We start from the raw sequence: 23,456 nt of genomic DNA on the forward strand, positions 1-23,456 counted from the left end.
GCCCTATCGCCCCCCCATGTGATCGGCATTAAAAGCCCCCGGCAGCAATTCGGCCAGCGTCATCACCCGCTCTGCCCCTGCGGTGGTGCCCATCGTAACCTTGACATCGCCCTTGCCAAATTCGGCAAGTTTCTGACGGCAGCCGCCACAGGGCGAAACCGGCATCGGACTGTCGGCAATCACATAGACCTCGACCAGTTCGCGCTCGCCCGCCGCCACCATCGCCGCGATGGCCCCTGCTTCGGCGCAGGTGCCTTCCGGATAGGCGACGTTTTCGACATTGCACCCGACCTCGATCGCCCCCGAAGCGGCACGCACCGCAGCCCCGACCTTGAAGTTGGAATACGGCGCGTAGGCGTTTTCGCGCGCAGCGATTGCGGCGTCCTTCAGGGTCATGCGGTCTCCAGTTCGATGTTCAGGCCCCGTGCAACTGTAACGGGTCCATTTGCGCCCCCGGTCCAACCATACACGATCCGCTGGCTTTGCAAGCCGCGACGGCGGCGCAGGTGCGCAGAGCGCAGGATCCAGAGGGGTTCCGCCGCCTCGGTCGCGCCGTTTTCGGCTCTCATCCGCAACCGATGCCCAGAAGGCATGGCACCCTGTGGATCGTCGACCGAACAGATCATGTCCACACCCATCCTTTGCGCGCGGGTAAAAAACGGTATGTCATCGCGCGATTCCTGGGTGTGGAGGCGCAATTCGGCTAGGATGTCGCTCATGGGTATCCCTGTTTCTTTGTCAAAACACTGGCGGGGACCAATGAGATTTGCAAGCGAAGGACTGAAACACCGTTCGCCATTTTCGATGTTGCCCCCGCGTCACGCGGTAATTTAATGTTAAACCAAATTTCAGGAGGATTCCCAAGCATGTCCGACAACCAAAGCCTGCGCCAGGCCGCTCTGTTTTATCACGAGCACCCCAAACCCGGAAAACTGGAAATCCGCCCCACCAAGCCGATGGCCAACGGTCGCGATCTGGCGCGCGCCTATTCCCCGGGTGTCGCCGAAGCCTGTCTGGAAATTCAGGCCGACCCGGCCAATGCCGCACGCTATACCACCACCGCCAATCTGGTCGGTGTGGTCAGCAATGGCACAGCCGTCCTGGGACTGGGCAATATCGGCGCGCAGGCCAGCAAACCGGTGATGGAGGGCAAGGCGGTACTGTTCAAGAAATTCGCCAACATCGACTGTTTCGACATCGAAGTGGACGAATCCGACCCGGAAAAACTGGCCGAGATCGTCTGCGCGCTGGGACCGACCTTTGGCGCGATCAATCTCGAGGACATCAAGGCGCCGGATTGCTTTATCGTGGAACAGATCTGTCGCGAGCGGATGAACATACCGGTGTTTCACGACGACCAGCACGGCACCGCCATCGTAGTCGGCGCGGCAGCAAAGAACGCCGTGCTTGTCGCCAACAAGAAATTCGAAGATATCAAGATCGTCAGCACCGGCGGCGGCGCTGCGGGAATCGCCTGCCTGAACATGCTGGTCAAGATGGGCGTGAAACGCGAGAATATCTGGCTCTGCGATGTTCATGGCCTCGTCTATAAGGGGCGGACCGAGGACATGAACCCTCAAAAGGCGATCTTTGCGCAGGACACAGAGTTGCGCAATCTGGACGAGGTGATCGACGGTGCCGACCTGTTCCTGGGCCTAAGCGGCGCCAATGTTCTCAAGCCAGAAATGGTGCGGAAAATGGGCATCCGCCCGATTATCTTCGCCCTGGCCAACCCGAACCCCGAGATCATGCCCGACGACGCCCGGGCGGTCGCCCCCGATGCGATCATCGCAACCGGGCGCAGCGATTTTCCGAACCAGGTCAACAATGTCCTGTGCTTTCCCTTCATCTTTCGCGGTGCCCTGGACGTTGGTGCAACCGAGATCAACGACGAGATGCAACTGGCCTGTATCGAAGGGATTGCCGAACTGGCCCGCGCCACCACCAGTGCCGAGGCGGCGGCAGCCTATCGCGGCGAAGAGATGACCTTTGGGGCCGACTACCTGATTCCCAAACCGTTTGACCCACGCCTTGTGGCGGTGGTCTCGGCGGCGGTGGCCAAGGCGGCGATGGACAGCGGCGTCGCGACGCGGCCGATCGACGATTTGGAAGCCTATAAGGAGCGACTGAAACAGAGCGTGTTCAAATCCGCCCTGCTGATGCGCCCGGTGTTTGAAGCCGCGCGCGCCGCCAGCCGCCGTATCATTTTCGCCGAGGGAGAGGACGAACGCGTCCTGCGCGCAGCACAGGCGATTCTGGAAGAGACCACCGAAACACCCATTATCATCGGTCGCCCAGAGGTGATCGAGCAGCGCTGTGAGCGCATGGGCCTGGACATCCGGCCACTGCGTGATTTTGAATTGGTCAATCCAGAGAACGACCCGCGCTACTACGACTATTGGAATACTTATCATACACTGATGCAGCGGCGCGGCGTCACTCCGGATATCGCCAAGGCGATCATGCGCACCAACACCACGGCCATTGCCGCCGTCGCCGTTCAGCGCGGCGAGGCCGACAGCATGATCTGCGGCACGTTCGGGGAATACCGCTGGCATTTGAACTATGTAAGCCAGATCCTCGGCACATCCGAGATCAACCCGCATGGAGCCTTGTCGCTCATGATCCTGGAAGACGGCCCGCTGTTCATTGCCGACACCCACGTCCACCAGCGCCCCGAAGCCCGTGAATTGGCCGAGATCGTCATCGGAGCGGCGCGTCACGTGCGCCGCTTTGGGATCGAGCCCAAGATCGCCCTGTGTGCCCAGTCGCAATTCGGCAATCAGGCCGAAGGGTCGGGCAGGCGCCTGCGCGCAGCACTTGCAATTCTGGACAGCGAGCCGCGCGACTTTGTCTATGAGGGCGAGATGAATATCGACACCGCCCTTGATCCGGACCTGCGGGCACGTATTTTTCCCAATTCCCGTCTGGAGGGCACGGCCAATACCCTGATCTTTGCCCATGCGGACGCGGCCAGCGGCGTGCGCAACATCCTCAAGATGAAAGCCGGAGGGCTGGAGGTCGGACCGATCCTGATGGGCATGGGCAACAACGCTCATATCGTGTCGCCCTCGATTACCGCACGTGGGCTGCTGAACATGGCCGCGATTGCCGGGACACCGGTGGCGCATTACGGCTGAACCAAAAGAGCGACGCCGGGCTTCCAGAGTTTGCAAACCCGGCGTTTGGCATAAAGTATCCGCATATTGGGCTTTGGTTTGCAAAATTTGCAGCGGCATATCTGCGGAAACTGCAAATTTTTTGCGTCGTTGTGCCACTGATACCGGTAACTGTCTTGCCCGAGGCCGGATGCCACTCTTAAATCGTCAGCACCCTTGGAGGAGAGATGTCGATGAGCTATGCAGAGGTTTATGAGAGCTGGAAGTCGGACCCGGAAGGCTTTTGGATGGAGGCCGCTAAAAGCATTGACTGGATCGAACCGCCAAGCCGGGCACTGAACGCAGACAACGCGCCCCTTTATACCTGGTTCGACGATGGCATGGTGAACACCTGCTGGAACGCCGTCGACCGCCATGTCGAAGCCGGACGCGGCGAACAGACCGCCATCATTTATGACAGCCCGATCACGCACAGCAAGCGCGAAATCTCGTATGTGGAGTTGCGCAACCGCGTCGCCAACCTGGCCGGTGCGTTGCGTGCCAAAGGCGTGGAAAAGGGCGACCGGGTCATCATCTATATGCCCATGGTGCCCGAAGCGCTTGAGGCGATGCTGGCCTGCGCACGTCTGGGGGCGATCCATTCCGTGGTGTTCGGTGGATTTGCCGCCAACGAGCTGGCGGTGCGCATCGACGATTGCAAACCCAAGGCGATCATCGCCGCCTCCTGCGGATTGGAACCGGGTCGCGTGGTGCATTATAAACCACTGCTGGACGGAGCTATCGATCAAGCCAAACACAAGCCCGACTTCTGCGTGATCTTTCAACGCGAGCAGGAAGTTGCCCAATTGATCGAGGGCCGTGACGTGAACTGGCACGGTTTCCAATACGGCGTCGAACCGGCCGACTGTGTACCGGTCCAAGGCGACCACCCGGCCTATATTCTGTACACCTCGGGCACAACGGGTGCACCCAAGGGGGTGATCCGCCATACTGCCGGGCATCTGGTCGCTCTGAACTGGACGATGAAGAACATATACAACGTCGACCCTGGCGATGTATTCTGGGCCGCCTCGGATGTGGGCTGGGTCGTGGGCCACAGCTACATCTGCTACGCCCCCCTGATTCACGGAAACACCACAGTCGTATTCGAGGGCAAGCCCGTTGGCACCCCCGACGCGGGAACGTTCTGGCGGGTGATTTCGGAACACAAGGTCAAGTCGTTCTTTACGGCACCTACAGCCTTTCGCGCCGTGAAACGCGAAGATCCAAAGGGCGAGTTCATCCGGAAATACGATCTGAGTGGATTGAATGCGATCTATCTGGCAGGCGAGCGTGCCGATCCGGACACGATCGAATGGACCCGCAAGATGACCGGAAAACCGGTGTATGATCATTGGTGGCAGACCGAAACCGGCTATACCATCGCAGGCAATCCCGTGGGCATCGAACCGCTGCCGGTCAAGGTTGGGTCTCCCACCGTTGCGATGCCCGGCTATGACGTTCAGATCCTGGACGAGGCGGGTCACGAAGTTGCCCCCGGCGAATTGGGCGCCATCGCAATCAAGCTGCCGCTGCCGCCGGGCACTCTGCCAAATCTGTGGAATGCCGAAGACCGTTTCCGCAAATCCTATCTCGATCACTTCCCGGGCTATTACGAAACCGGCGATGCCGGGATGAAGGACGAGGACGGGTATCTGTGGATCATGGCGCGCACCGATGATGTGATCAACGTTGCCGGCCATCGTCTTTCCACCGGTGCGATGGAAGAGGTTCTGGCCAACCATCCCGACGTGGCTGAATGTGCCGTGATCGGCGTGACCGATCAGCTGAAAGGACAGATGCCGGTGGGTTTTTTGTGCCTGAATACCGGAGCCGGGCGTGACAACGCCGAAGTGGTCGGCGAGGTCGTCAAGATGGTGCGCGACAGGATCGGTCCCGTAGCAGCCTTTAAACATGCAGTTGTGGTCGATCGCCTGCCCAAGACCCGGTCGGGCAAGATCCTGCGCGCCACCATGGTCAAGATCGCGGATGCAGAAGACTTTAAAATGCCCGCGACAATCGACGACCCCGCGATCCTGGATGAAATCCGCGAGGCGCTGCAAACCATCGGATACGCCAGATAACAGCGCGGCGCTGGTCTAAAGGCCAGCGCCGTCGGCGATCCCGGTCAGATACTCATCGGAATAATCCACCTCGATCTCGATCCAGATCGGCAGGTGGTCGGACATTTCATGGGTGCACCAGCCCGGATAGGTTCTGGACCAGTTCGAATAGGGTTTGCCCGTATCCGGCTTATCGCGAATATCCTTCGCGATCTGTTCATACGCGGCCATGTCACCGGGGCGGTACACCGATCCGCGCCAATCGAACTTGCCCCGGCGCAGCAGCCGGGTGCGCTGTCCTTGCCCGGAAAAGGCGATCTGATCGAACAGGCGGTCCCCTCCCAGGTTGGTCGCTCCAAAATCCGGAACATCGAACCCCGCTCCCTTGAGAGCGGCCATCATCGCATCCTCGCTGGTCTCGATGTTCATGTCCCCCAGCAGAATATAGACTTCGCCCTCGGATTTGGCCCTTTGCATCAACGTATTGGCCAGCACCGAAATCTCGCGTGCCCGCAACCCGTGATCGTCGCCGAACCGGATATGCGCGGTGCACAATGTGAACCTGAACCAGCCGGACTGGAACGCCGCAAAGAACGGCGAGCGGGCAATCTGCTCGCCCTCGATCAGCACCTCGCGCGGCAGTACGACTTCGCCGATCAGATTGCGAAAGAACACCCGGTTGCGATTGTACAGAAAGGCCATACGCTCGTCATTGCCCGCATCTCCCGATGTCACATCGGTCACGAAGTAGTCCCAGTTGTCGCCCAACAGCGTCATCAACCGCTTCAGCGGACCCAGATCGGGTTTGATTTCCTGAACCGCACAGATGTCGAAGTGGTCGATGATCTCGGCAATATAGTGATAGCTTTCGTCCAGCCGGCTGCGGCCTCCATCGAAGGCCCGGATGTTCCACGACCCAACGATCAGGGAATTGTCCCGACGTTGATTGCGGATCTGATCGGCCAGATCCGCCCGCAGGCGCAACAACCCTTGCGCGATCCAGCCGCTTTGTCCTGGCACCTCGCTGCCCGGTGCATAGTCCTTGATGGATTTGTAGTAGGCCATGAAACAACCTCCGGTCCGCAATGACAATCTGAAATCTGTGACAAGTCTAGCGCAGTTCGACCCCGCCGACAAATTTCCTTGGTGTCGGAACGGGTTGTTTTGCTTGCGCCTGTCCGTTGGCGGACTACTCTGCCCAGCAAACTGGGAGAGACATGATGACCGATCAACCGATTTGGCAACTGACAGCCGCCGAGATTAACACCCGGATCCGCGCCCGAGAACTGACGGCGGTGCAGGCAACCGAGGCCGCGCTTGAGCGGATGCACGCGATCAACCCCAAGCTGAACGCGGTGGTCGAGGATCTGGGTGACGAAGCCCTGCGGGAAGCGGCCGCGCAGGATACGCTGATTGCCCCCACCGGGCCGCTGCACGGGGTGCCGGTGACGGTAAAGATCAATGTCGACCAAAAAGGCCATGCGACATCAAACGGCGTGCCCGCCCTTAAGGATTTGATCGCGCCCGAGGATGCGCCCATCGTGGCCAACCTGAAAAGGGCCGGGGCCATCGTGTTCGGACGCACGAACACCCCCGAGTACTCGTTTCGGGCCGACACCGACAATCCGCTCTACGGGCGCACCCACAACCCTTGGGGAGATCACATTTCACCGGGCGGATCGTCCGGAGGGGCCGGGGCGGCGGTGATGGCGGGGATCGGCGCATTGGCACATGGCAACGACATCGGTGGCTCGCTGCGGTTTCCTGCCGCCGCCAATGGGGCGGTGACGGTCAAACCCGGCCTTGGACGCGTACCAGCGTGGAACCCCAGCCAGACAACCGAACGCGGCATGCTGGCGCAAATGATGTCGGTGCAGGGTCTGATCGCCCGTTCCGCCGCCGATCTGCACCTGTCGATGCCCGCTGCGGTGGCAGCCGATGCGCGCGATCCGTTCCATGTGCCCCTGCCCTATCGCGGAGCCTTGCTGGATGGCCCGATCAAGGTCGGGTTTACCAAGCAGACTTTTGGGTACGATCTTCACCCCGAGGTATCGCTGGCGCTGGATGCGGCACGGGACGCGTTGGCCGATGCAGGTTACATTGTTGAGGAAATCGACCCGCCCCTGCTGCGCGAGGCTGGTATGGATGGGTACCGTGCCCTGATGGGCGAAGTGCGTGCCTTGATGGGCGCGGATCTGCGCCGGGATGGATCAGACACTATCAACGCCATTTTCGATACCTACTTCCAAGAATTCCCCCCCTTTGAGGGCGATGAGCTTTTGCAGGTCATGGCCCGTCGCACCCACTACGCCCGAACGTGGTCGCTGTTTCTGGAAACCTATCCGCTGGTTGTGACGCCATTTCTGCCGCAACCCTTCTTTGCTCCTGATCGCGACACCCAGGGTGCCGAAGGTGTGCAAGAAGTTCTGGGCTCGGCGCTCTATTCATATGCGATGAATTTCATGGGCCTGCCCGCGGGCTGCCTGCCAACCCGGCTGGCCAAGCTCCCCAAAGGTCCACAACCGATCAACGTGCAGGTCGTCGGACGACGCTGGCGCGAAGACCTGATCGTCAACGCCTGCGTTGCGATCGAACATCGGGTTGGGCGGATGTGCGACGCATTGTGGTCGCAGATGGGCTGAGCCTGGTGCCATGCCCACTAGAGGGGCCGCCAAAGCAGATGCGGGCGCAGGGTTTCCCCCGCGCCCGACTTCAACAGCGAACTCTTTACCAAACTACCCTCTCGGTGCGTAATATCTTTGCCAACTTGCGTTGTATCAATGACCAGATATTGGCACGAGCGGTTCCGTCGCTCTGTAAGCTTGTTCACACAAGATGAAAAATTCGTGCAGTGGGGGCAAAAAAATGGACCTGCCCTCCGTTGCGGCCGGAATCAATCCGCGCAATATCAGGTAAATTGCTCCGAAATCAGACGTTCTTCCAGCCCATGTCCGGGATCAAACATGATTCGGTGCTGAATCGACGGGTCCGAGCGGATTGAAACCCAGTCGATCTCCATGATCGAGATCGAATCTGCATCCGCCATGACCGGTCTCTTGTCCGCCTCGAGCACGTCAAAGCGAACCTCGGCGGTTTTGGGCAACAGTGCCCCGCGCCAACGGCGCGGGCGGAATGCCGCGATTGCGGTCAGCGCCAGAACATCGGACTCGATGGGAAGGATTGGCCCATGCGCCGAGTAATTATAGGCTGTTGAACCCCGCCGGCGTCGCCAACAGCGCGCCATCACAGACCAGTTCCGCCAACCGCACCCGCCCATCCACGGTGATCTTCAACTTGGCCGCCTGCGGGCCGGCCCGTAGCAGCGACACCTCATTGATCGCCAGCGCCCGGTGCAGTTGCCCGGACTGATCCACCGCTTGCATCGATAGCGGGTTAATCACAGCTTCCTCAGCCGCCTTCAGCCGATCCATCAGGTCGGTTTCGCTGTAGTCGTTCATCAGAAAACCGATCGTTCCGCGATTCATACCATAGACCGGCGCGGCCAATTCCTGTGTCGCGTGGAGCGTTCTCAGCATGAACCCGTCACCCCCCAGCGCCACGATCACGTCAGCGCCTGCGGGGGAAACGTCGCCATAGCGCCCGATCAAAGCGGCCCGCGCAGTCTGTGCCACCGGTGCGCTGCTAGCCATGAACGCGATTCGTAATGTCATGGGGGCGGGTTTCCGGTGTTGCGCATTCGGTTCCGAAACAATCACACCTTTCCGCCCATGACCAGCCTTGCCGCAGCGCTTGGCCGTTTCGTCGCTTTCCCATCTTCCCGTGCGCCGGGGTTTCCGATAGGAAATCCGCCAATACATGCCCTTTCCAGAAAACGGAGCCCCCCATGAACGCCCCCCACCAAGACACTGGATTTTTCACCGAGCCGCTTTCGTCGCGCGATCCCGAGATATTTGGGTCGATCCGTTCGGAGCTGGGCCGGCAGCGCGATGAGATCGAGCTGATCGCGTCCGAGAACATCGTCAGCGCGGCGGTGATGGCGGCGCAGGGCAGCGTGATGACCAACAAATACGCCGAGGGCTATCCCGGGCGGCGGTATTATGGCGGCTGCGAATTCGTCGATGTCGCCGAAAACCTGGCCATCGCGCGGGCCAGGCAGTTGTTTGGCTGCGACTTTGCCAATGTTCAGCCGAACTCGGGCAGCCAGGCCAACCAGGGCGTGATGCAGGCGCTGATCCAGCCCGGCGACACCATCCTGGGCATGAGCCTCGATGCCGGCGGCCATCTGACCCACGGCGCGGCCCCCAACCAGTCGGGCAAATGGTTCAACGCCGTGCAATACGGCGTGCGCCAGCAGGACAACATGCTGGATTACGACCAGGTCGAGGCGCTGGCCCGCGAACATCAGCCAAAGCTGATCATCGCCGGCGGCAGTGCGATCCCGCGGCAGATCGATTTTGCCCGGATGCGGGCGATTGCGGATATGGTCGGGGCGTACCTCCATGTGGATATGGCGCATTTTGCCGGTCTGGTGGCGGCGGGCGAACATCCCAGCCCGTTCCCGCACGCGCATGTGGCCACGACGACCACACACAAGACATTGCGCGGCCCTCGTGGGGGCATGATCCTCACCAATGATGAACAAATCGCAAAAAAGGTGAATTCGGCGATTTTTCCCGGCATCCAGGGCGGCCCGCTGATGCATGTGATCGCGGCCAAGGCGGTGGCCTTTGGAGAAGCGCTTCGGCCCGAGTTCAAGACGTATATTCAACAGGTTATCACCAATGCCCAGGCGTTGAGCGAGCAGTTGATCAAGGGCGGTCTGGACACTGTGACCCACGGCACCGACACCCATGTGGTGCTGGTCGACCTGCGCCCCAAGGGGGTCAAGGGCAATGCCACCGAGCGGGCCCTGGGGCGGGCGCATATCACCTGCAACAAGAACGGGGTGCCGTTTGATCCGGAGAAACCGACCGTGACCAGCGGCATCCGCCTGGGCAGCCCGGCGGGCACCACGCGCGGTTTCGGCGAGGCCGAGTTCCGCCAGATCGCGGACTGGATCATCGAGGTGGTGGACGGGCTCGCGGCCGACGGCGAGGACGGCAACGCCGCGACCGAAGCCCGCGTCAAGGCCGAGGTCACCGCACTCTGCGCCAGGTTCCCGATCTACCCCGACCTCTGAGCGCCACCCAGACACAACTCCAGAACGCCCGCCCAAACCGGGCGGGCCGACCTCAGAGATATCCGCGCCAGACCAGTACAGCGATCAGCAACGCGGCAAAGGCCAGCATGTTAAAGGCCAGGCCGCCCAGCATGCCAAGCCACCATCCCTTTCGCCGATCCGCCGCGTCGATGTCATTCAGGTGAGCTGACAGAACCCCCGCAGCCGCGGTCAGGGATGCACGGTCCAGTGTTTGCCGGAGCTTTGGATGTTCCAGCAGCGGTTCGGCATCGGCCAGAATCTGCGCACTTTTTCTGACCTTGCGCGGCAATTGACGCCGCGCCTTGGGCATGGCCGTGCGCAGACCCGTCGCACGAATGCCCAATTTGTCACGCAGCAACACAAGGCTGTGTGCAATTTCCGCCTGTAAGTCTGGGTCATCTGCCATTGGGGACTCCTGTGCGGCATTGGTATCGCTTGCAGCCGTCGGCCTCAATGGGGCTGGTACACCGTCGTTTCCAAAGCTATCAACCTGGGCATGTTGAACCACATAATCCACGGCGCACCGACGAACCTGCCCTCTCTGCTGATTGCCCATGGCTTATACGGCTCGGCACGCAATTGGGGCGTGATCGCCAAACGTCTGTCCGATTCCCGCCAGGTCATCGCCGTCGATCTGCGCAACCACGGTGACAGCCCCTGGATGGACAGCCACGGCTATCCGGAAATGGCAGATGATCTGGCAGATGTGATCGCACAATTCGGTGGGCAGGCCGATGTTCTGGGACATTCGATGGGAGGCAAGACCGCGATGATGCTGGCTCTGCGTCACCCGGATGCCGTGCGGCGCCTGGTGGTGGCCGATATTGCCCCAGTACCTTACAGCCATTCACAAATGCCCTATATCACCGCCATGCGCTCTGTGGATCTAGGACGCATTGTGCGCCGCTCGGATGCCGAGGCGCAGCTGGCCGGGTTGGGCGTAGAAAAGGCGCTACAGAGCTTTTTCACGCAATCGCTGGATGTTCCCAACAAGCGTTGGAGACTGAACCTTGACGTTCTGGCCAACGAGATGCCATCGATCATGTCCTTTCCCGAAACCCAGGCGCAGTGGGATGGCCCCGCGCTATTTCTGTCCGGCGGAGACTCGGACTATGTATTGCCAGAACACCGGCCCGCGATCCGCGCCCGGTTTCCACATGCGCGGTTTGCCAAGCTGCCCGGTGCCGGCCACTGGCTGCACGCGGAAAAACCGCGTGAGTTCGAAGCCTCTCTGCGCGCCTTTCTGACTGCCTGACCCTCAGGGCGGCCTGCGCCATGGGTCTTACGTGGCGGTGCGGCTTTGGTGATGAACCGCCCGAGACCAAAGTGCTTCGGTGTCCGGCATCGCCGTTAATCTCCTGTTCATCTTATGCGCGATAGGTTGGATCCAAACACTGGGAGCGAACCGCGCATGCTGGCAATTCTGATCACATCTCTGCTTGGTGGCTTCTTCTTCGCAACCACAAGCGTTTGGATGGGATTCGGGTTCTGGGCTGTCATGATGTGGTATGTTGTCGGATGCTGGGTCGGCTTTCTGCTTCCGCTTGCTATGGTCCTGCTACGGCAAAGAGACGTCATCGGGTTGCCGTCACCGCGTGAACGAGCTGTGCAGCGGTAGCGGCGCAGCCTTTTTGGTTAGCTGTCCTTTGCCGCGCCACCGTAAACTGGGGCTTGCGCATTCAACCGAAAGCTGGTTCTTCTGCGTCGCAACCGTAGTCCGGAGGAAACAATGATCAGAGTCTTTGTTATCGGCTTTGCCCTGCTGACCCTGTCCGCTTGCGAAACCACCAAGGGTGCGGGTCGCGATATTCAGAAGGCTGGAAATGCAATTTCTAGCACCGCTCAGGACGTGCAGAACGCTCTGTAACTAGACCGCAAGACTGCATGCTGCTTCGTCGAGCTGACGTGCAAACATGGCCGGGTCCGCGTCTGAATGGAACCGCAAAAACCGAAACCTCCCACGGCGCATCCGCCGGGGAGGTTAGGCATTTGCCCATTCCGGTGACCCGAAACCGGAATGATGTGTCTCTGGGTCAGAACGATTGCAGATAGGCGATCACATTTTCGATGTCAGATTCCTTGCGCAACCCGGCAAAGGACATCTTGGTTCCCTTCATGAAGTCTTTTGGCTTGGCCAGGAACTCGGTCAGCGAGGCTTCATCCCAGACCAGACCGCCCGCTGCGGCCTCTTTCATCGCATCGGAATATTTGAAGTCAGGATTGTGCATCGCTGGCGACCCGACGATTCCATTCAGTTCCGGACCGACTTTGTTCTTTGCATCCGGCCCCACAGCGTGACAGGCTTTGCATTTCTTGAATACTTTCTCGCCCTTATCGGCGTCGCCGTCGGCAAAGGCCGGTGCAGACAGGGTCACAAGCAACGTGGCTGTGCTGAGAATGGCTTTGATCATGATAGGATCTCCTTTGTTTATATTACGGTTTCTAGCTTGGTCTGTGGGAAACTGCCAATAGCCTGTGCCAGTTTTACCGGCGAAAGTAGACACCCGGCTGTAGACAGGCCATCGGAAATTGCGGCCTGCTGTGCGGACACCGCGACCAGTTGATTGACGCATGCCGCTTGTGGGCTGCGCGGATTAAGGATGTGTCCAAGACCCTGTTCGGCATTCAGCACTGTCCCCGCCGGTGCCGATGTCGACAGCGCCCGGTCCTGCAGCAAAACGCGATTCACGATGGTGCCATCGGGCAGAGCAATTCCAGCGCTCCAGCCGCCGCCCTGCGGACGTTGACCCATCGCAACGATTTCGCCCATGTCGATCAGCACATCCCGCAGCCCGCGCCGTTTCAACAACGCCGCAATCCTGTCCGAGATATACCCTTGCGCGACGCCATTCAGGGTCAGCGCCATTCCCGCGCGCTCCAGTCGAACCCGGTCAGAAGTTATCCGCACCCGGTCCCAGCCAATCAATCCCTGCGCGGACTGCATCTGGTGATCCGTTGGCGGTGTGGCGTATGCTGCGGCCTGGGCATGCAGCACCCAGATTGGTTGCAGCGTGGGATCGAACGCACCATCCGTAGCCCGGTGCAGGCGGTCGCACAGGCTGAGCAGTTCCAGCATTTCCGGCGCCGGCGCACGCAACGTGCCTGTACGGTTTAACTGCACCAACTGCGAATCGGGACGATAGAGGCTGAAGATCCGTTCGAGCCGTGCCAGTTCATGCTCGACGGCGCGAAAGATCGGGCGGGCCTGCGCCTGGGTCACACCGGTCAGTTGCATGGAGGTCTGCGCCCCCAGCGCGCGCCCACTCCACCGTAAGGTCTGTGTGGACCAGGCCGGGGTAGCTGCGGCAAAGCTCGCGGCAGCCGAAATCACAAGAAAGCGGCGTCGGTTCAGGTTGGGTGTCATGCCGGGTCCTCCAACGGGGTATCAAGATCGACCGGGGCCAGGGCCGCCGCGTCCGGTATCGCCGACAGCGCCACAATGCTGCCGCCATAGCGCGCGGCAAAATCCTGTGCCGCGCCGGCATTGGCAAAGGGTACGATTTCCGGTGCCCCCATGCCGCCGGCGACACCGGCATCTATAACAAAATGCGCAGATTCGGCAGAGATCCAGTTTTCGTGCCCCACCTCGCGCCAGTTTTGCGCGGCCCCCATGTCGCTGACATAGATCGCCGTTATCTCGGCGTCACGTTCGGGACTTTTGAGATAGGCCACAAGATCGCGGACCTGCGCAAAGAAGATCGGTCCCGGCATTCCCTTTAGGTGGATCTGCCCCTTTGGCCCCGCATGTTCCGAAATATTCATCTGGCAAAAGAAACTGAGCGCCTCGTCGGTCATTGGCGACGGCGGCGGTGCCTCGGCAAGCTCTTCACGGCAGGCTGCCAATGCGACCAGAGCAAGAAACAGAAGCGCGCGTTTCATGGTTCGAGCCTCTCAAAAAAGTACCGCGCCAGCAGCAGCGCCAGAACCGGCCACAGCAGCAGCGAGGTCGGTGCCACCCAGTCGGGCAGAGCCGAGGCCGCTCCGGATAGGCCGGTTGCCATCGCGACCCCGTCTGAAGCGGCCACATTCCACAGCCGGAACGCATCGGCGGGATTGGCCGCCAATGCCCATGGGAACAGGGTTTGCGTGAACCAGCCCCCCGCATCGAACACCACCGCCCCCAGCAGACCCAGATCGTAGAGCACGACAAATACCATCCACAGCCCCGCCGACAGGCCGGCAGCGCCTGTCGCACTGCCCGCGAGAGCGGACAGCATGTATCCCAACGCCAGAAACGCCGCCCCCAGCAAGATCGAAGTCAGGATCAGCCGCACCAGCGCGACAAGGCTGGCCGCGTCGACGCCGCCCTGTACCGCCGCCAACCCACCGGCAACGCCAAAGCCGACAATCATGGCAAAGGCCAAGGCACTTAGATGGGCCACGAACTTGCCCAGCAGGATCTCGGCCCGGCTGACGGGATAGGACAGCAACAGGCCCAGCCCGCCGCGTTCCGCTTCGCCCGCGATCGAGTCAAACGCCATCATCAGCGCGAGAAGCGGGGCCAGATAGACCGACAGCGTCGTCATCGAAGCAACCGAGACCGTCAGCATGTTCACCCCCAACGTTCCCGTCGGCGCGCTGCCCGCCAGGGTCAGGGCCACGGCGAACAGAACCATGATGACGGTAGCCATCAACAGCCAGCGGTTGCGCCGTGTGATGGTCGCCTCAATCATGGCGACAGCCAGAATGCGACGGATCAATGGTTCTCTCCCGTGGAATAGTGGCGGTACAGATCTTCGAGCCGCGGCGGATGCATTTCTATGTCGGCGACCACATCGCCCATGGCCGACAGGCGGCGCAGTTCGGTCATCTTACGTTCGGGCGCGCACAGCAGATCGACGGACATGCCATTGACGCGGGTGCCGCCTGTCGCATCCACGATCCGGCCTGCCGCATCCCCATTCGCGCGAATCCGCAGCCGCGTCGGCAACCCGGCGCGCAGCGTCAGGTTCTCGAGCGTATCATCCGCCACCAACCGTCCGGCACGCAGGATAGCGATCCGGTCGGTACGGGCTTCGACTTCGGTCAGGGTGTGACTCGCGATCAAGACCGCGGTGCCAAGTTCCGCCATTTCGTCGATGATCGCATAGAGTTCGTGGCGCGAAATCGGGTCCAGCCCACTGGTGGGTTCGTCCAGCAGCGCCAGCTTCGGACGCCCCAGCAGCACCTGAGCCAACCCAAGCCGTTGACGCATGCCCTTGGAGTAGGTGCCAATTCGGCGGTCCGCTGCTTCGCTCAGCCCGACCCGGTCAAGATAACCGGCAACCTGCGCCACGGGACAATCGGCCAGACGGGCGAACAGGGTCAGCTGTTCGCGCCCTGTAAGCGATTTGTGAAATGCAACCGCCTCGGGCAAATAGGCGGTGGCCGCACGTGCCGCCGCGCTGCCCGGGGCCGACCCGGCCACCGAGATGCGGCCCGCTGACAACGGTGTCAGGCCCAGAACCGCCTTCATCAGCGTCGATTTCCCGGCACCGTTATGCCCCAAAAGCGCGATGCGCTGACCGGTGGCGGCGTTCAGGCTGACACCGTCCAACACCTGCAGAGCGGCGCGGGACTTCCCCGCGTTTTCAATGTTGAGTACGATTTCACCCATCGAGATCGCCTCCAAATTCCGGCACCGAAACCGGGGCGGGCTGCATCAGCGGAAAGCTGTCCATCACTCCGCCGGGCAACAGCGCAGGAAAAGCCGCCTGGGACCACCGCACCAACTGGACCGCAGGCGAACCCAGCAGCAACTTGGCCGCAGGTTGCGTCCACAAGACTTGGTCCATCACGTCGTTGGGACGATAGGCCGTATCGGCGATGCCATTGCCATCCACGTCATAGGCGGCAAAATCGCTCCAGTGGTTGCCTACACCGTCCATCGACCATTCGTCCCAGCGGGTGCTGACGTATTTCACCTGGGTTCGGTTGGCGATGAACGCGTTGCCGGTGATCTGGTTGTCGGCGGACCCTGCAGTAAAGTGAATGCCGATTTCGCAGCCCTGAAACCGGTTGCCTGAAAAGGTGTTCTTGTTCGAATTATAAAGGAAGGCACAGCGGTTTTCTCCGTTTTGCACACTGTTGCCGGTGATCTCGGAGGAGTTGGTATAGTTCAGCATGATGCCGTGTTCACGGTCATTCACGGACAGGTTGCCGGTCACCCGAACGCGTTTGGAGAACATCACCGCATAGCCCAGATCGTTGCCGATCGAGATATTGCCAGAGACTTCGGAATTGTTGACGTACATGTAATGCACCGCAAACCGCAGGTCGCGAAAGCGGTTGTCGGAAAACAGGTTACGCTTGGACGAGTTGACAAAGATACCGTCCCGTCCCCAACGCACATCGTTGCCTGTCACCTGCGCACCGGGCGCGTTCCAGACATAGATGCCGTTGCCACGATCATTCATGCGACGATCCTGACGTCCATCTATGCGGTTGTCGATCACCAACGCATCGTGCGCACCATGGATATCCACCCCATAAAGATTGCCGATCAGGTGATTGTCACGGACCACGGCACCGGTGGCACCCTTGAGCAGCTGTACGCCCGAATCGATGCTCTCGTGATCCGACCCCGAACCGACGATGGTCAGCCCCTGCACCACCGCATTTGGCGCGGTTATGGTGACAACGCTGCCCTGCCCGCCCCCGTCCAAAGTGGCGACGCCGCCGCCATCCAGAGTGACGGATTTGTCCAGCAGGGTCTTTTCGACATAGGTACCGGGCCGCAGGCGCAGAGTGTCGCCCGGCGCGGCCAGGTCCAGCGTTTCGGCGATGGCCCCATCCCGCAATGGCACGTCCCAATCGACCGCCCAGAGGGGCGATGCGATCAGAACCAGCACAAGGGTCAGGGGCCGTCGCATCGGTCAGGCCGCCCGGGGTTCGACAAACATCCGGCCGCGCATCTCCATGTGCAGAGCATGACAGAACCATTGGCAATAGAACCAATGCACGCCTGGGCGTTCGGCCTTGAAGGTGACCGAGGCTGTGGCCTGGGGTCCGACTTCCATCGCGATGCCGTAGTTGGCCAGACAGAAACCGTGGGTCACATCGTCGATATCATCCATGTTGGTGACATAGATGGTGACCTCGTCGCCCTGCTTGACGGTGAATTTCTCCATCGAGAATTCCGGTGCCACCGAGGACATATAGACCCGGACCTTGTTGCCGTCGCGGATGAGCTCCTCATGCCCCCAATCCAGATCGACGCCATCTGCTTCGGCCTGTTTCCGGGCCTCTTCCCACATCGGGTCGTTGCGATCCCAGACATCGACCGGGTTCACGATATCGGCGCGCACGATGATACTGTCATGCGGTTCGGCAAAAGTGGGGCCATCATGCACCACGCGCAGCTCGTCTTCGGACAGATCGATGATCTGCTCGTTCTCGGGCTTCAGCGGACCCACGTTCAGGAACCGGTCCTTGGAGAACTTGTTCATCGAGATCAGCCACTTACCGTCCGCCTCTTTGGTTTCGCCCATCGAGGTCGAGTTGTGGCCCGGCTGGTAATGGACATCGACCTTCTGTTCGATCGGATCGACCTCTTCACCGGCATAGGCACGGATGGCCTTGTCGATGTTCCATTTGACAATCTGGCTGTCCAGAAACAGCGTGGTGAATGCGTTGCCCTTGCCGTCAAAGGCGGTGTGAAGCGGCCCGAGACCCAGCTGCGGTTCAGCCACGATGCAGGATCGCGGATCGGCCCCGTCAAACAGCGCATCGACCTTTTCCACGTCAATCACCGACACAGTCGGCGACAGCTTGCCGTTGATCATGATGTGCTTCATGTCAGGCGCGGCATTACAGCCATGCGGGCTGTTGGGGATCGGGATATAGCGGGTGAACTGACTGTTCGCCTCCTTGCGCCCGTCCACGACCGCAACCCCATTCAGCTCCTGATAATCGCCCGCGGCCACGGCCGCCTCGATCGCCTTGATGTTAAAGACGACCACGTGGTCCATTTCGTTCTCGGTCATCTCGGCCAGGTTCATGCCCATTTCCGAGTTATACGAAGTCGAGAAGGCGTATTTACCCTGATAATCGCAGTCGGTGTTGTCCAGGTTGCCGGACACGATCACCTGCCAGGCGACTTTCATCTCGTCGCCGTCAATCGCGGTAAAGATGTTCACATACTGGCTCGGATCGTCCAGAATCTTGCCGTCGTTGACCAGCGGTGCCTCGTGTTCGCCATTGGCAAAGACATAGCCTGTGCGGGGATATTTCTGCGGCCGCATGCCGTGGATGTCATGGGCGTTGGGGATCTCGATGATCTTGTCGCATTTCATCACGTCACAGCGCACGCGGGCCACACGGGTGTTGGCCTTGTCGTTCATGAACAGATAGCGCCCGTCATAAGTGCCGTCAGTAAAGGACATATGCGGGTGGTGCAGGTCGCCATTGTCGTATGTGACCTTGCCCTGGGTGGCCAGGAACTCCTTCGTCTCGGGCAGCAGGCCCTCGGTCAGGATCTTGAGAGATTCATTGGTCTGCCCCCAGCCGGTGGCCGAGCAGCGGTTAAACACCGGCACCCGCATCAGTTCGCGCATGGACGGGAAACCCAGGATGCGCAATTCACCGGTCTGACCCGACGACCAGAAACCATAGTATTCGTCCAGCTCACCCGGTTCCAGATTGATTTTGCCGGATGCGTGGGCGGCACTGCCCTTGCTGTTCAGCAGGCTGCCGCCGATCCCCGATCCGGCCAGCACCGCGCCGGTGGCCGTGGCCCCCAGCATACCGCGCCGGGTCATGGCTAGTTTCTTGAAAGCATTGGACATGATGTATCTCCTTTTGAATTTCAGGTTTTGGCCAGCTTTGGCGGCTGGCTCTTGTTCGGTTTGCCCTTGTTCAGAATATCGTCGCTGACCTTGCCCACCGCGGCGCGGCGTTTCAGTTGCCGGATCACCACCGGGCATTTCGCCTCGGACTGGTACAGCACCTGGCAATGCAGGCAGTTGACGCATTCGTTCGGGTTGATTTCGCCGGTTGGGTGGATCGCCTGAACCGGGCATTCATTGGCACAGGTCTGACACGGGCTGCCGCACTCCTTGTAGCGCCGCAACCAGTCGAACATGCGCACCCGTGCCGGTATCGCCAGCGCTGCGCCCAGCGGGCACATATAACGGCAATAGAACCGTTCCACGAACAGCCCGGCCAGCAACAGCAGCAGGGCGAAGACCACGAAAGGCCAGTCGCGCATGAACTTCAGAATGATGGCGGTCTTGAAAGGTTCAACCTCGGCCAGGTGTTCGGCTTGCGGGATCGAGACCAACGAAACACCGAACAGGCCCAGGAAGATCATGTATTTTATCGGCCACAGACGTTCATGCAGCCCCCAGGGCAGCTCCCATTGCGGGATCTTCAGCGCGCGGGCGACTTGGTTGGTCAATTCCTGCAACGCACCGAACGGGCACAGCCAGCCGCAATAGGCCCCGCGCCCCCAGAACAGCAACGCCGCAGCGATTGCAAACCACTGGATGAACACCAGCGGATCCATCAGGAAGGCATCCCAGGTGAAACCCGACCGCAGGCTGCCGGCCAGCGCCATCAGGTTCACCACCGACAGCTGCGCATTGGCATACCAGCCGATGAAGAACAGCGTCATGGTCAGAAAACCCATGCGGAACCAGTAGAAAACGCGCGCATTGGCGGTGACCTGGAACTGAAAGAAGAACACGCCCGTCAGCACCATCAGCATCGCCGACAGCACGCCGATCTCGACGACACGGTCACGCCAGATACGCTGCCACAAGGCGGTCTTGGCCGCAGCCTCGTCCGCATCATCCTGAACGGCCACCGATGCCGGGGCGGCGACAGGCAACATATAGGAGTCAGGCAGCGCATAGCCCAGATCGAAGGTCAGAAATGTCTTGTCCACCGCCCCTACGGCCCGCTGCGCCAGCAACTGGATGCGAAAAGGTTCGGTGGCGACAAAACCGCTGTCGACAGGAATCTTATAGATGTCCAATTCAGTAAAGCTGGGCGCATCCGGGGTAGCCAGTACACGCAGGCGCTTGTGCTGCTTGTCGGTCCAGCGCACCGCATCGTCGCCCTGAATCAGCTGGATACGGTCAAACAACCCGCCGCGCACATAGCCCGACCCCTTGAAGGAATACTTGCCCCGCCCCAGCAACAGCACCGCTGCTTCGCCCGGCTCCAGCCAATCGGTCAGGTTGGCGTATTCCTCGGCTCCCAGCAGGCTGAGACCGATCGCCGGAACGCTGACCAGCGCGGCGTGCATGTCGATATAGGTGTCCTCGGGGTCGCCCTTTTCCGGACGGGCGATAGCGCGTTTGTCACCCGTGGCCTGAAAGGCGGCGTTGATTTGCCCCACATCCAGCGTCAGGCGCCGCACGGATCCATCCCCGGTCAGCGTGGCCCAATCGCGCGGTGCGGTCTGGGTCAGGTCGATCTCACGGCGCGGGGTATCGCTGGCCGCCCGGGCCAAACCGCCCAGGTTCAGTGCCCGCGCCACCTTGATCCCGGCGCGCACCAGACTGTCGTCGATCACCATGATGGTCACCGTCGCGCCGGAAATGATGTCCAGATCGTGCGAGTCGCCGCCCGACTCAGCCTCGGCCACCAGGTCCATGCCCCGATAGCCTTCGGTCAATTTCAGGATCTTGCTGTTGGGAATGCCGATCAGAACGATCGGCTCGGAATGTTTGACCAACTCGACCCCGGTCAGCACGGCGTCGGCGTCGATGGCCGCCACCACGTGGATCGGTTTGCCGGAATAGCCGGTGGTGCCAACAAAGTCAGAGGTCAGAAAGGCCCAGGCGACCGTCTCGCTGCCGCGCAGGACCGGTGCCACCGGTACATCCTGGCGGATGGCTCCGAACCCGTCCGCGCCCTCGGCAAAGGCGGCGGGCTCCAGATCGGGCAGAAAGTTGGCGAGGGTTTCGGCTTTGGCAACGCCAGCGCCGAATATGACGACAAATGCCAGCAGGAAAGCGAGAGCGCGTGTCATGGCCTTGCCCTTTCGCGCTGGTAACCGGTCATAACCATGGGCAAAAGTCCATCTTTTCATAAACTGCGTTTGTGGCAGGCGGACCGCGATTGGTCGGCCTGAACCGGGCATCTAGTGCAACGATTTCATCCGGTACGGTGCTGAAACTGGCAATGATCGCCTGTGGCATCAAACGAACCATGACCGACTCCGGCACCAAAGCACCCGTGATCGTGGCGCACAGCACGCAGGGTCCACAGTCGGCACACCCGGGCGTAACAGGCGCAGGGGCGTTGCCCGGCACTATTACACGTACCCGCTCGGCCCCGGCTTCGCCGCAAATCTCGATCCAGGTACCGCCTGCCGCGCGGGCCCCCATCGGCAACAGGATCTGCATCAGAAGTGCAAGAATGCAAACCAAACCGCACATCCGCCGCCGCGTTGCAGCGGCGGGTCGGACTGGCTGTATCCGGTTTGCGGTCGGCAAGAAAAGTCACCTCACGGGAATGCGTACGCCCGTGCCTAATCAATCATGCATCTGAGTGACTTGATTTATGTCAACGCCAACCGGCAAAAACCGCATGATTAGGCTGGCGCAACGGATATACGGAAACTGTGGTCGCCACTGGCGACGGCATCACAGGCGCAAACGCCTTGACGCGGCGCGAACGGATCGGTTCCGCATATGCAACGGCAGACGCGCCGCCCGGCCGGCAGACACGATGCGACACCTCAACCGGCTTCGGATACCAGCAACACCGCGCAACCGATTCGGTTGATCACAGCCTGTGTTGTACTGTCGCGAAACAACCCTGACAGCCAGCCGTGTTTGTGCGACCCCATGATCAACAGGTCCGCTGGCCATTCGGCGGCATAGCGCACGATCTCATCATCACATATCCCACGCCGTATCGCATGTCGTCCGTCGCCCAACGGTGCAAAGTTGGCCAGCAGCCGGTCGGCATTCTTGCGGTGGTGCTCGACCAACTGCGCGCTGGACTGCTCAAGGGGATCCGGCAACAGGGCCGCCGCGCCGGCCGGGCCATAGGCCACATTCGGAATGTTCGAAACCGCCGGGGGCACAACGGTCAGGAACCGGATACTGGCCTCAAACTGCCCCGCCATTTCCCGCGCGGTCTCCAGAACCCGGTCCACCAGCGGATCGTCCGTATTCAGCGCCACCAGAATCCGACGAAACGATACCCGGCCCCGACCGTCATCGGCTGCGGCTTTAGGGCCGTCTTGCAGGGTTTCAAGCGCTTTGGTCGCCGCCTGCAACAGCCGGGCGGCACCCTGGTTATCTGCTTGGTCCGACGTGACTGTCGACATCAGCTTGGCATCAAGAACAAAGGCGTTCAATACCCTGATCTTGTCCTCGACCGTCAGTGCCTTGTCCTCCAGAACCTGGGATGGCGCGGAATAGCTGCCCCCGGGATCGGCGATTTTGTCTCTCGCGTCTGGTCGCATCTTACACTCCTATCAGCCAGGGGGCGCGCGGCGCGCTCCACCATCAGACCAGAGTTCCATTTCGTCGCGCGATCACTCTCTTTGGACACACGCGTCTTGCGGCGTCAGTGTTCCGCCTGGAACCTGATCCGAATGTTTAAAAACATGCGCTACCAGTGCTGAAATTGCAACCGCGAGGCCCGTATTCGGCGCTGCGGGCTGCCCGCCGCCTGAAGCCCGACACAGGCAAAAACCCCACCCGGCGCATCAGGAGCCTGCCAGGTGGAGTTCTTCGGTTACAGTATACGGGGACCGCGACAGTCTCCGGCCTGCGATGGTCAGCGCGCGGCCACCACGATCACTTCGACGCTATACTCGGGCGTGGCCAGCTTCGCCTCGCCGCAGGCCCGCACCGGGGCGTGGCCTTCGGGCACCCAGGCGTCCCAGACCGCATTCATCTCGGCGAAATCACCCATGTCGGCCAGCCAGATGATGGCTTGCAGCAACTTTCTCTTTTCGCTGCCAATTTCAGCCAGCAATGCGTCGACCTTGTCCAGGCAATCCTGGGTCTGCTGCGTCACGCTGGCACCGGCGGTGCCAACCTGTCCGGCCAGATAAATCGTGTCGCCGTGGGTGACGATCTGGCTCATACGGGTACCGGTGTGATGGCGGGAAATTTCGGTCATGGTGTC

21 protein-coding genes and 1 pseudogene are annotated in these 23,456 nt (G+C 60.8%); 6 read left to right on the forward strand and 16 right to left on the reverse strand.

Annotated elements, in window-relative coordinates; genetic code table 11:
- Positions 1 to 3: 3 nt before the first annotated feature.
- Positions 4 to 396, reverse strand: coding sequence for a cytidine deaminase (locus NANH_RS0109325; RefSeq protein WP_027261798.1), 393 nt, complete (start codon positions 394 to 396; stop codon positions 4 to 6).
- Complete coding sequence (locus tag NANH_RS0109330) at positions 393 to 719, reverse strand: hypothetical protein (RefSeq protein ID WP_027261799.1); 327 nt, start codon at positions 717 to 719, stop codon at positions 393 to 395. Before NANH_RS0109330 ends, NANH_RS0109325 begins: the two co-directional genes overlap by 4 nt.
- 147 nt (positions 720 to 866) lie before the next feature.
- Between NANH_RS0109330 and NANH_RS0109335 the strand changes: the two genes are divergently transcribed.
- Together NANH_RS0109335 and prpE are read left to right on the forward strand one after the other, a co-directional pair.
- The gene (locus NANH_RS0109335) at positions 867 to 3,140 is read left to right on the forward strand and encodes an NADP-dependent malic enzyme (protein WP_027261800.1); all 2,274 of its coding nucleotides are present in this window, start codon (positions 867 to 869) and stop codon (positions 3,138 to 3,140) included.
- A gap of 212 nt (positions 3,141 to 3,352) precedes the next feature.
- Positions 3,353 to 5,242 carry a propionate-CoA ligase PrpE gene (gene prpE / locus NANH_RS0109340; RefSeq protein ID WP_027261801.1) on the forward strand — a complete coding sequence of 630 codons (1,890 nt, stop codon included), beginning with the start codon at positions 3,353 to 3,355 and terminating at the stop codon, positions 5,240 to 5,242.
- A 15-nt stretch (positions 5,243 to 5,257) separates the two neighbouring features.
- Here prpE and NANH_RS0109345 read toward each other — a convergent pair whose 3' ends face one another.
- Complete coding sequence (locus NANH_RS0109345) at positions 5,258 to 6,286, reverse strand: endonuclease/exonuclease/phosphatase family protein (protein WP_051372322.1); 1,029 nt, start codon at positions 6,284 to 6,286, stop codon at positions 5,258 to 5,260.
- Positions 6,287 to 6,441: 155 nt separating this feature from the next.
- Here NANH_RS0109345 and NANH_RS0109350 point away from each other — a divergent pair, with 155 nt between their 5' ends.
- On the forward strand, positions 6,442 to 7,863 hold the full coding sequence (locus NANH_RS0109350; protein ID WP_027261803.1) for an amidase family protein: 1,422 nt from the start codon (positions 6,442 to 6,444) through the stop codon (positions 7,861 to 7,863).
- Between the two features lie 266 nt (positions 7,864 to 8,129).
- Here the strand turns inward: NANH_RS0109350 and NANH_RS25865 are convergent.
- Positions 8,130 to 8,892: pseudogene (locus tag NANH_RS25865) on the reverse strand (NAD kinase).
- Positions 8,893 to 9,065: 173 nt separating this feature from the next.
- Between NANH_RS25865 and glyA the strand changes: the two are divergent.
- Positions 9,066 to 10,361, forward strand: a complete 1,296-nt coding sequence (gene glyA / locus NANH_RS0109360) for a serine hydroxymethyltransferase (protein WP_027261804.1) — start codon at positions 9,066 to 9,068, stop codon at positions 10,359 to 10,361.
- A gap of 52 nt (positions 10,362 to 10,413) precedes the next feature.
- Here glyA and NANH_RS0109365 read toward each other — a convergent pair whose 3' ends face one another.
- Positions 10,414 to 10,788 (reverse strand): hypothetical protein, encoded by a 375-nt coding sequence (locus NANH_RS0109365; RefSeq protein ID WP_027261805.1) that lies wholly within the window; start codon positions 10,786 to 10,788, stop codon positions 10,414 to 10,416.
- 90 nt (positions 10,789 to 10,878) lie between these two features.
- Between NANH_RS0109365 and NANH_RS0109370 the strand changes: the two genes are divergently transcribed.
- Both NANH_RS0109370 and NANH_RS27870 read left to right on the forward strand, forming a co-directional pair.
- Entirely contained in the window at positions 10,879 to 11,637 is a 759-nt protein-coding gene (locus NANH_RS0109370; protein ID WP_027261806.1) for an alpha/beta fold hydrolase, read from the forward strand.
- A gap of 474 nt (positions 11,638 to 12,111) precedes the next feature.
- A complete protein-coding gene (locus tag NANH_RS27870; RefSeq protein ID WP_074920793.1) occupies positions 12,112 to 12,249 on the forward strand; it encodes an entericidin A/B family lipoprotein in 138 nt (45 codons plus the stop codon).
- A gap of 166 nt (positions 12,250 to 12,415) precedes the next feature.
- On the opposite strand, the gene NANH_RS0109385 is transcribed toward NANH_RS27870, so the two are convergent.
- From NANH_RS0109385 to NANH_RS0109435, 11 genes are all read right to left on the reverse strand, one after another.
- Positions 12,416 to 12,793, reverse strand: coding sequence for a c-type cytochrome (locus tag NANH_RS0109385; RefSeq protein ID WP_036049638.1), 378 nt, complete (start codon positions 12,791 to 12,793; stop codon positions 12,416 to 12,418).
- Between the two features lie 17 nt (positions 12,794 to 12,810).
- A complete protein-coding gene (locus tag NANH_RS0109390; protein WP_027261809.1) occupies positions 12,811 to 13,746 on the reverse strand; it encodes an FAD:protein FMN transferase in 936 nt (311 codons plus the stop codon).
- Positions 13,743 to 14,261: a nitrous oxide reductase accessory protein NosL gene (locus NANH_RS0109395; protein WP_027261810.1), complete on the reverse strand. Its 519-nt coding sequence runs from the start codon at positions 14,259 to 14,261 to the stop codon at positions 13,743 to 13,745. The genes NANH_RS0109390 and NANH_RS0109395 overlap by 4 nt, the downstream gene beginning before the upstream one ends.
- Positions 14,258 to 15,079 carry an ABC transporter permease gene (locus NANH_RS0109400; protein WP_027261811.1) on the reverse strand — a complete coding sequence of 274 codons (822 nt, stop codon included), beginning with the start codon at positions 15,077 to 15,079 and terminating at the stop codon, positions 14,258 to 14,260. The genes NANH_RS0109395 and NANH_RS0109400 overlap by 4 nt, the downstream gene beginning before the upstream one ends.
- Positions 15,079 to 15,978: an ABC transporter ATP-binding protein gene (locus NANH_RS0109405; protein WP_051372324.1), complete on the reverse strand. Its 900-nt coding sequence runs from the start codon at positions 15,976 to 15,978 to the stop codon at positions 15,079 to 15,081. The genes NANH_RS0109400 and NANH_RS0109405 overlap by 1 nt, the downstream gene beginning before the upstream one ends.
- The gene (locus NANH_RS0109410; RefSeq protein ID WP_027261813.1) at positions 15,971 to 17,233 is read right to left on the reverse strand and encodes a nitrous oxide reductase family maturation protein NosD; all 1,263 of its coding nucleotides are present in this window, start codon (positions 17,231 to 17,233) and stop codon (positions 15,971 to 15,973) included. Before NANH_RS0109410 ends, NANH_RS0109405 begins: the two co-directional genes overlap by 8 nt.
- A gap of 3 nt (positions 17,234 to 17,236) precedes the next feature.
- Entirely contained in the window at positions 17,237 to 19,147 is a 1,911-nt protein-coding gene (gene nosZ, locus NANH_RS0109415; RefSeq protein WP_027261814.1) for a TAT-dependent nitrous-oxide reductase, read from the reverse strand.
- Between the two features lie 20 nt (positions 19,148 to 19,167).
- Positions 19,168 to 21,339: a NosR/NirI family protein gene (locus NANH_RS0109420; RefSeq protein WP_027261815.1), complete on the reverse strand. Its 2,172-nt coding sequence runs from the start codon at positions 21,337 to 21,339 to the stop codon at positions 19,168 to 19,170.
- A gap of 28 nt (positions 21,340 to 21,367) precedes the next feature.
- Complete coding sequence (locus NANH_RS27390) at positions 21,368 to 21,739, reverse strand: DUF2946 family protein (RefSeq protein WP_139236622.1); 372 nt, start codon at positions 21,737 to 21,739, stop codon at positions 21,368 to 21,370.
- Positions 21,740 to 22,050: 311 nt separating this feature from the next.
- Positions 22,051 to 22,785, reverse strand: a complete 735-nt coding sequence (locus tag NANH_RS0109430) for a universal stress protein (RefSeq protein WP_027261816.1) — start codon at positions 22,783 to 22,785, stop codon at positions 22,051 to 22,053.
- A gap of 317 nt (positions 22,786 to 23,102) precedes the next feature.
- Positions 23,103 to 23,450 (reverse strand): RidA family protein, encoded by a 348-nt coding sequence (locus NANH_RS0109435; RefSeq protein WP_027261817.1) that lies wholly within the window; start codon positions 23,448 to 23,450, stop codon positions 23,103 to 23,105.
- Between the last annotated feature and the right edge of the window lie 6 nt (positions 23,451 to 23,456).

Source organism: Sedimentitalea nanhaiensis DSM 24252, assembly GCF_000473225.1.
Classification (GTDB): Bacteria; Pseudomonadota; Alphaproteobacteria; order Rhodobacterales; family Rhodobacteraceae; genus Sedimentitalea; species Sedimentitalea nanhaiensis.

What these genes read in the sequence shown, in the direction of transcription:
- NANH_RS0109330 (WP_027261799.1), bottom strand. Translation starts at nt 719, where the DNA reads ATGAGCGACATCCTAGCCGAATTGCGCCTCCACACCCAGGAATCGCGC.
- NANH_RS0109435 (WP_027261817.1), bottom strand. Translation starts at nt 23,450, where the DNA reads ATGACCGAAATTTCCCGCCATCACACCGGTACCCGTATGAGCCAGATC.
- glyA (WP_027261804.1), top strand. Translation starts at nt 9,066, where the DNA reads ATGAACGCCCCCCACCAAGACACTGGATTTTTCACCGAGCCGCTTTCG.
- NANH_RS0109325 (WP_027261798.1), bottom strand. Translation starts at nt 396, where the DNA reads ATGACCCTGAAGGACGCCGCAATCGCTGCGCGCGAAAACGCCTACGCG.
- NANH_RS0109335 (WP_027261800.1), top strand. Translation starts at nt 867, where the DNA reads ATGTCCGACAACCAAAGCCTGCGCCAGGCCGCTCTGTTTTATCACGAG.
- NANH_RS0109390 (WP_027261809.1), bottom strand. Translation starts at nt 13,746, where the DNA reads ATGACACCCAACCTGAACCGACGCCGCTTTCTTGTGATTTCGGCTGCC.
- NANH_RS0109365 (WP_027261805.1), bottom strand. Translation starts at nt 10,788, where the DNA reads ATGGCAGATGACCCAGACTTACAGGCGGAAATTGCACACAGCCTTGTG.
- prpE (WP_027261801.1), top strand. Translation starts at nt 3,353, where the DNA reads ATGAGCTATGCAGAGGTTTATGAGAGCTGGAAGTCGGACCCGGAAGGC.
- NANH_RS0109370 (WP_027261806.1), top strand. Translation starts at nt 10,879, where the DNA reads ATGTTGAACCACATAATCCACGGCGCACCGACGAACCTGCCCTCTCTG.
- NANH_RS27870 (WP_074920793.1), top strand. Translation starts at nt 12,112, where the DNA reads ATGATCAGAGTCTTTGTTATCGGCTTTGCCCTGCTGACCCTGTCCGCT.
- NANH_RS0109405 (WP_051372324.1), bottom strand. Translation starts at nt 15,978, where the DNA reads ATGGGTGAAATCGTACTCAACATTGAAAACGCGGGGAAGTCCCGCGCC.
- NANH_RS0109350 (WP_027261803.1), top strand. Translation starts at nt 6,442, where the DNA reads ATGACCGATCAACCGATTTGGCAACTGACAGCCGCCGAGATTAACACC.
- NANH_RS0109420 (WP_027261815.1), bottom strand. Translation starts at nt 21,339, where the DNA reads ATGACACGCGCTCTCGCTTTCCTGCTGGCATTTGTCGTCATATTCGGC.
- NANH_RS0109395 (WP_027261810.1), bottom strand. Translation starts at nt 14,261, where the DNA reads ATGAAACGCGCGCTTCTGTTTCTTGCTCTGGTCGCATTGGCAGCCTGC.
- NANH_RS0109430 (WP_027261816.1), bottom strand. Translation starts at nt 22,785, where the DNA reads ATGCGACCAGACGCGAGAGACAAAATCGCCGATCCCGGGGGCAGCTAT.
- nosZ (WP_027261814.1), bottom strand. Translation starts at nt 19,147, where the DNA reads ATGTCCAATGCTTTCAAGAAACTAGCCATGACCCGGCGCGGTATGCTG.
- NANH_RS0109410 (WP_027261813.1), bottom strand. Translation starts at nt 17,233, where the DNA reads ATGCGACGGCCCCTGACCCTTGTGCTGGTTCTGATCGCATCGCCCCTC.
- NANH_RS0109385 (WP_036049638.1), bottom strand. Translation starts at nt 12,793, where the DNA reads ATGATCAAAGCCATTCTCAGCACAGCCACGTTGCTTGTGACCCTGTCT.
- NANH_RS0109345 (WP_051372322.1), bottom strand. Translation starts at nt 6,286, where the DNA reads ATGGCCTACTACAAATCCATCAAGGACTATGCACCGGGCAGCGAGGTG.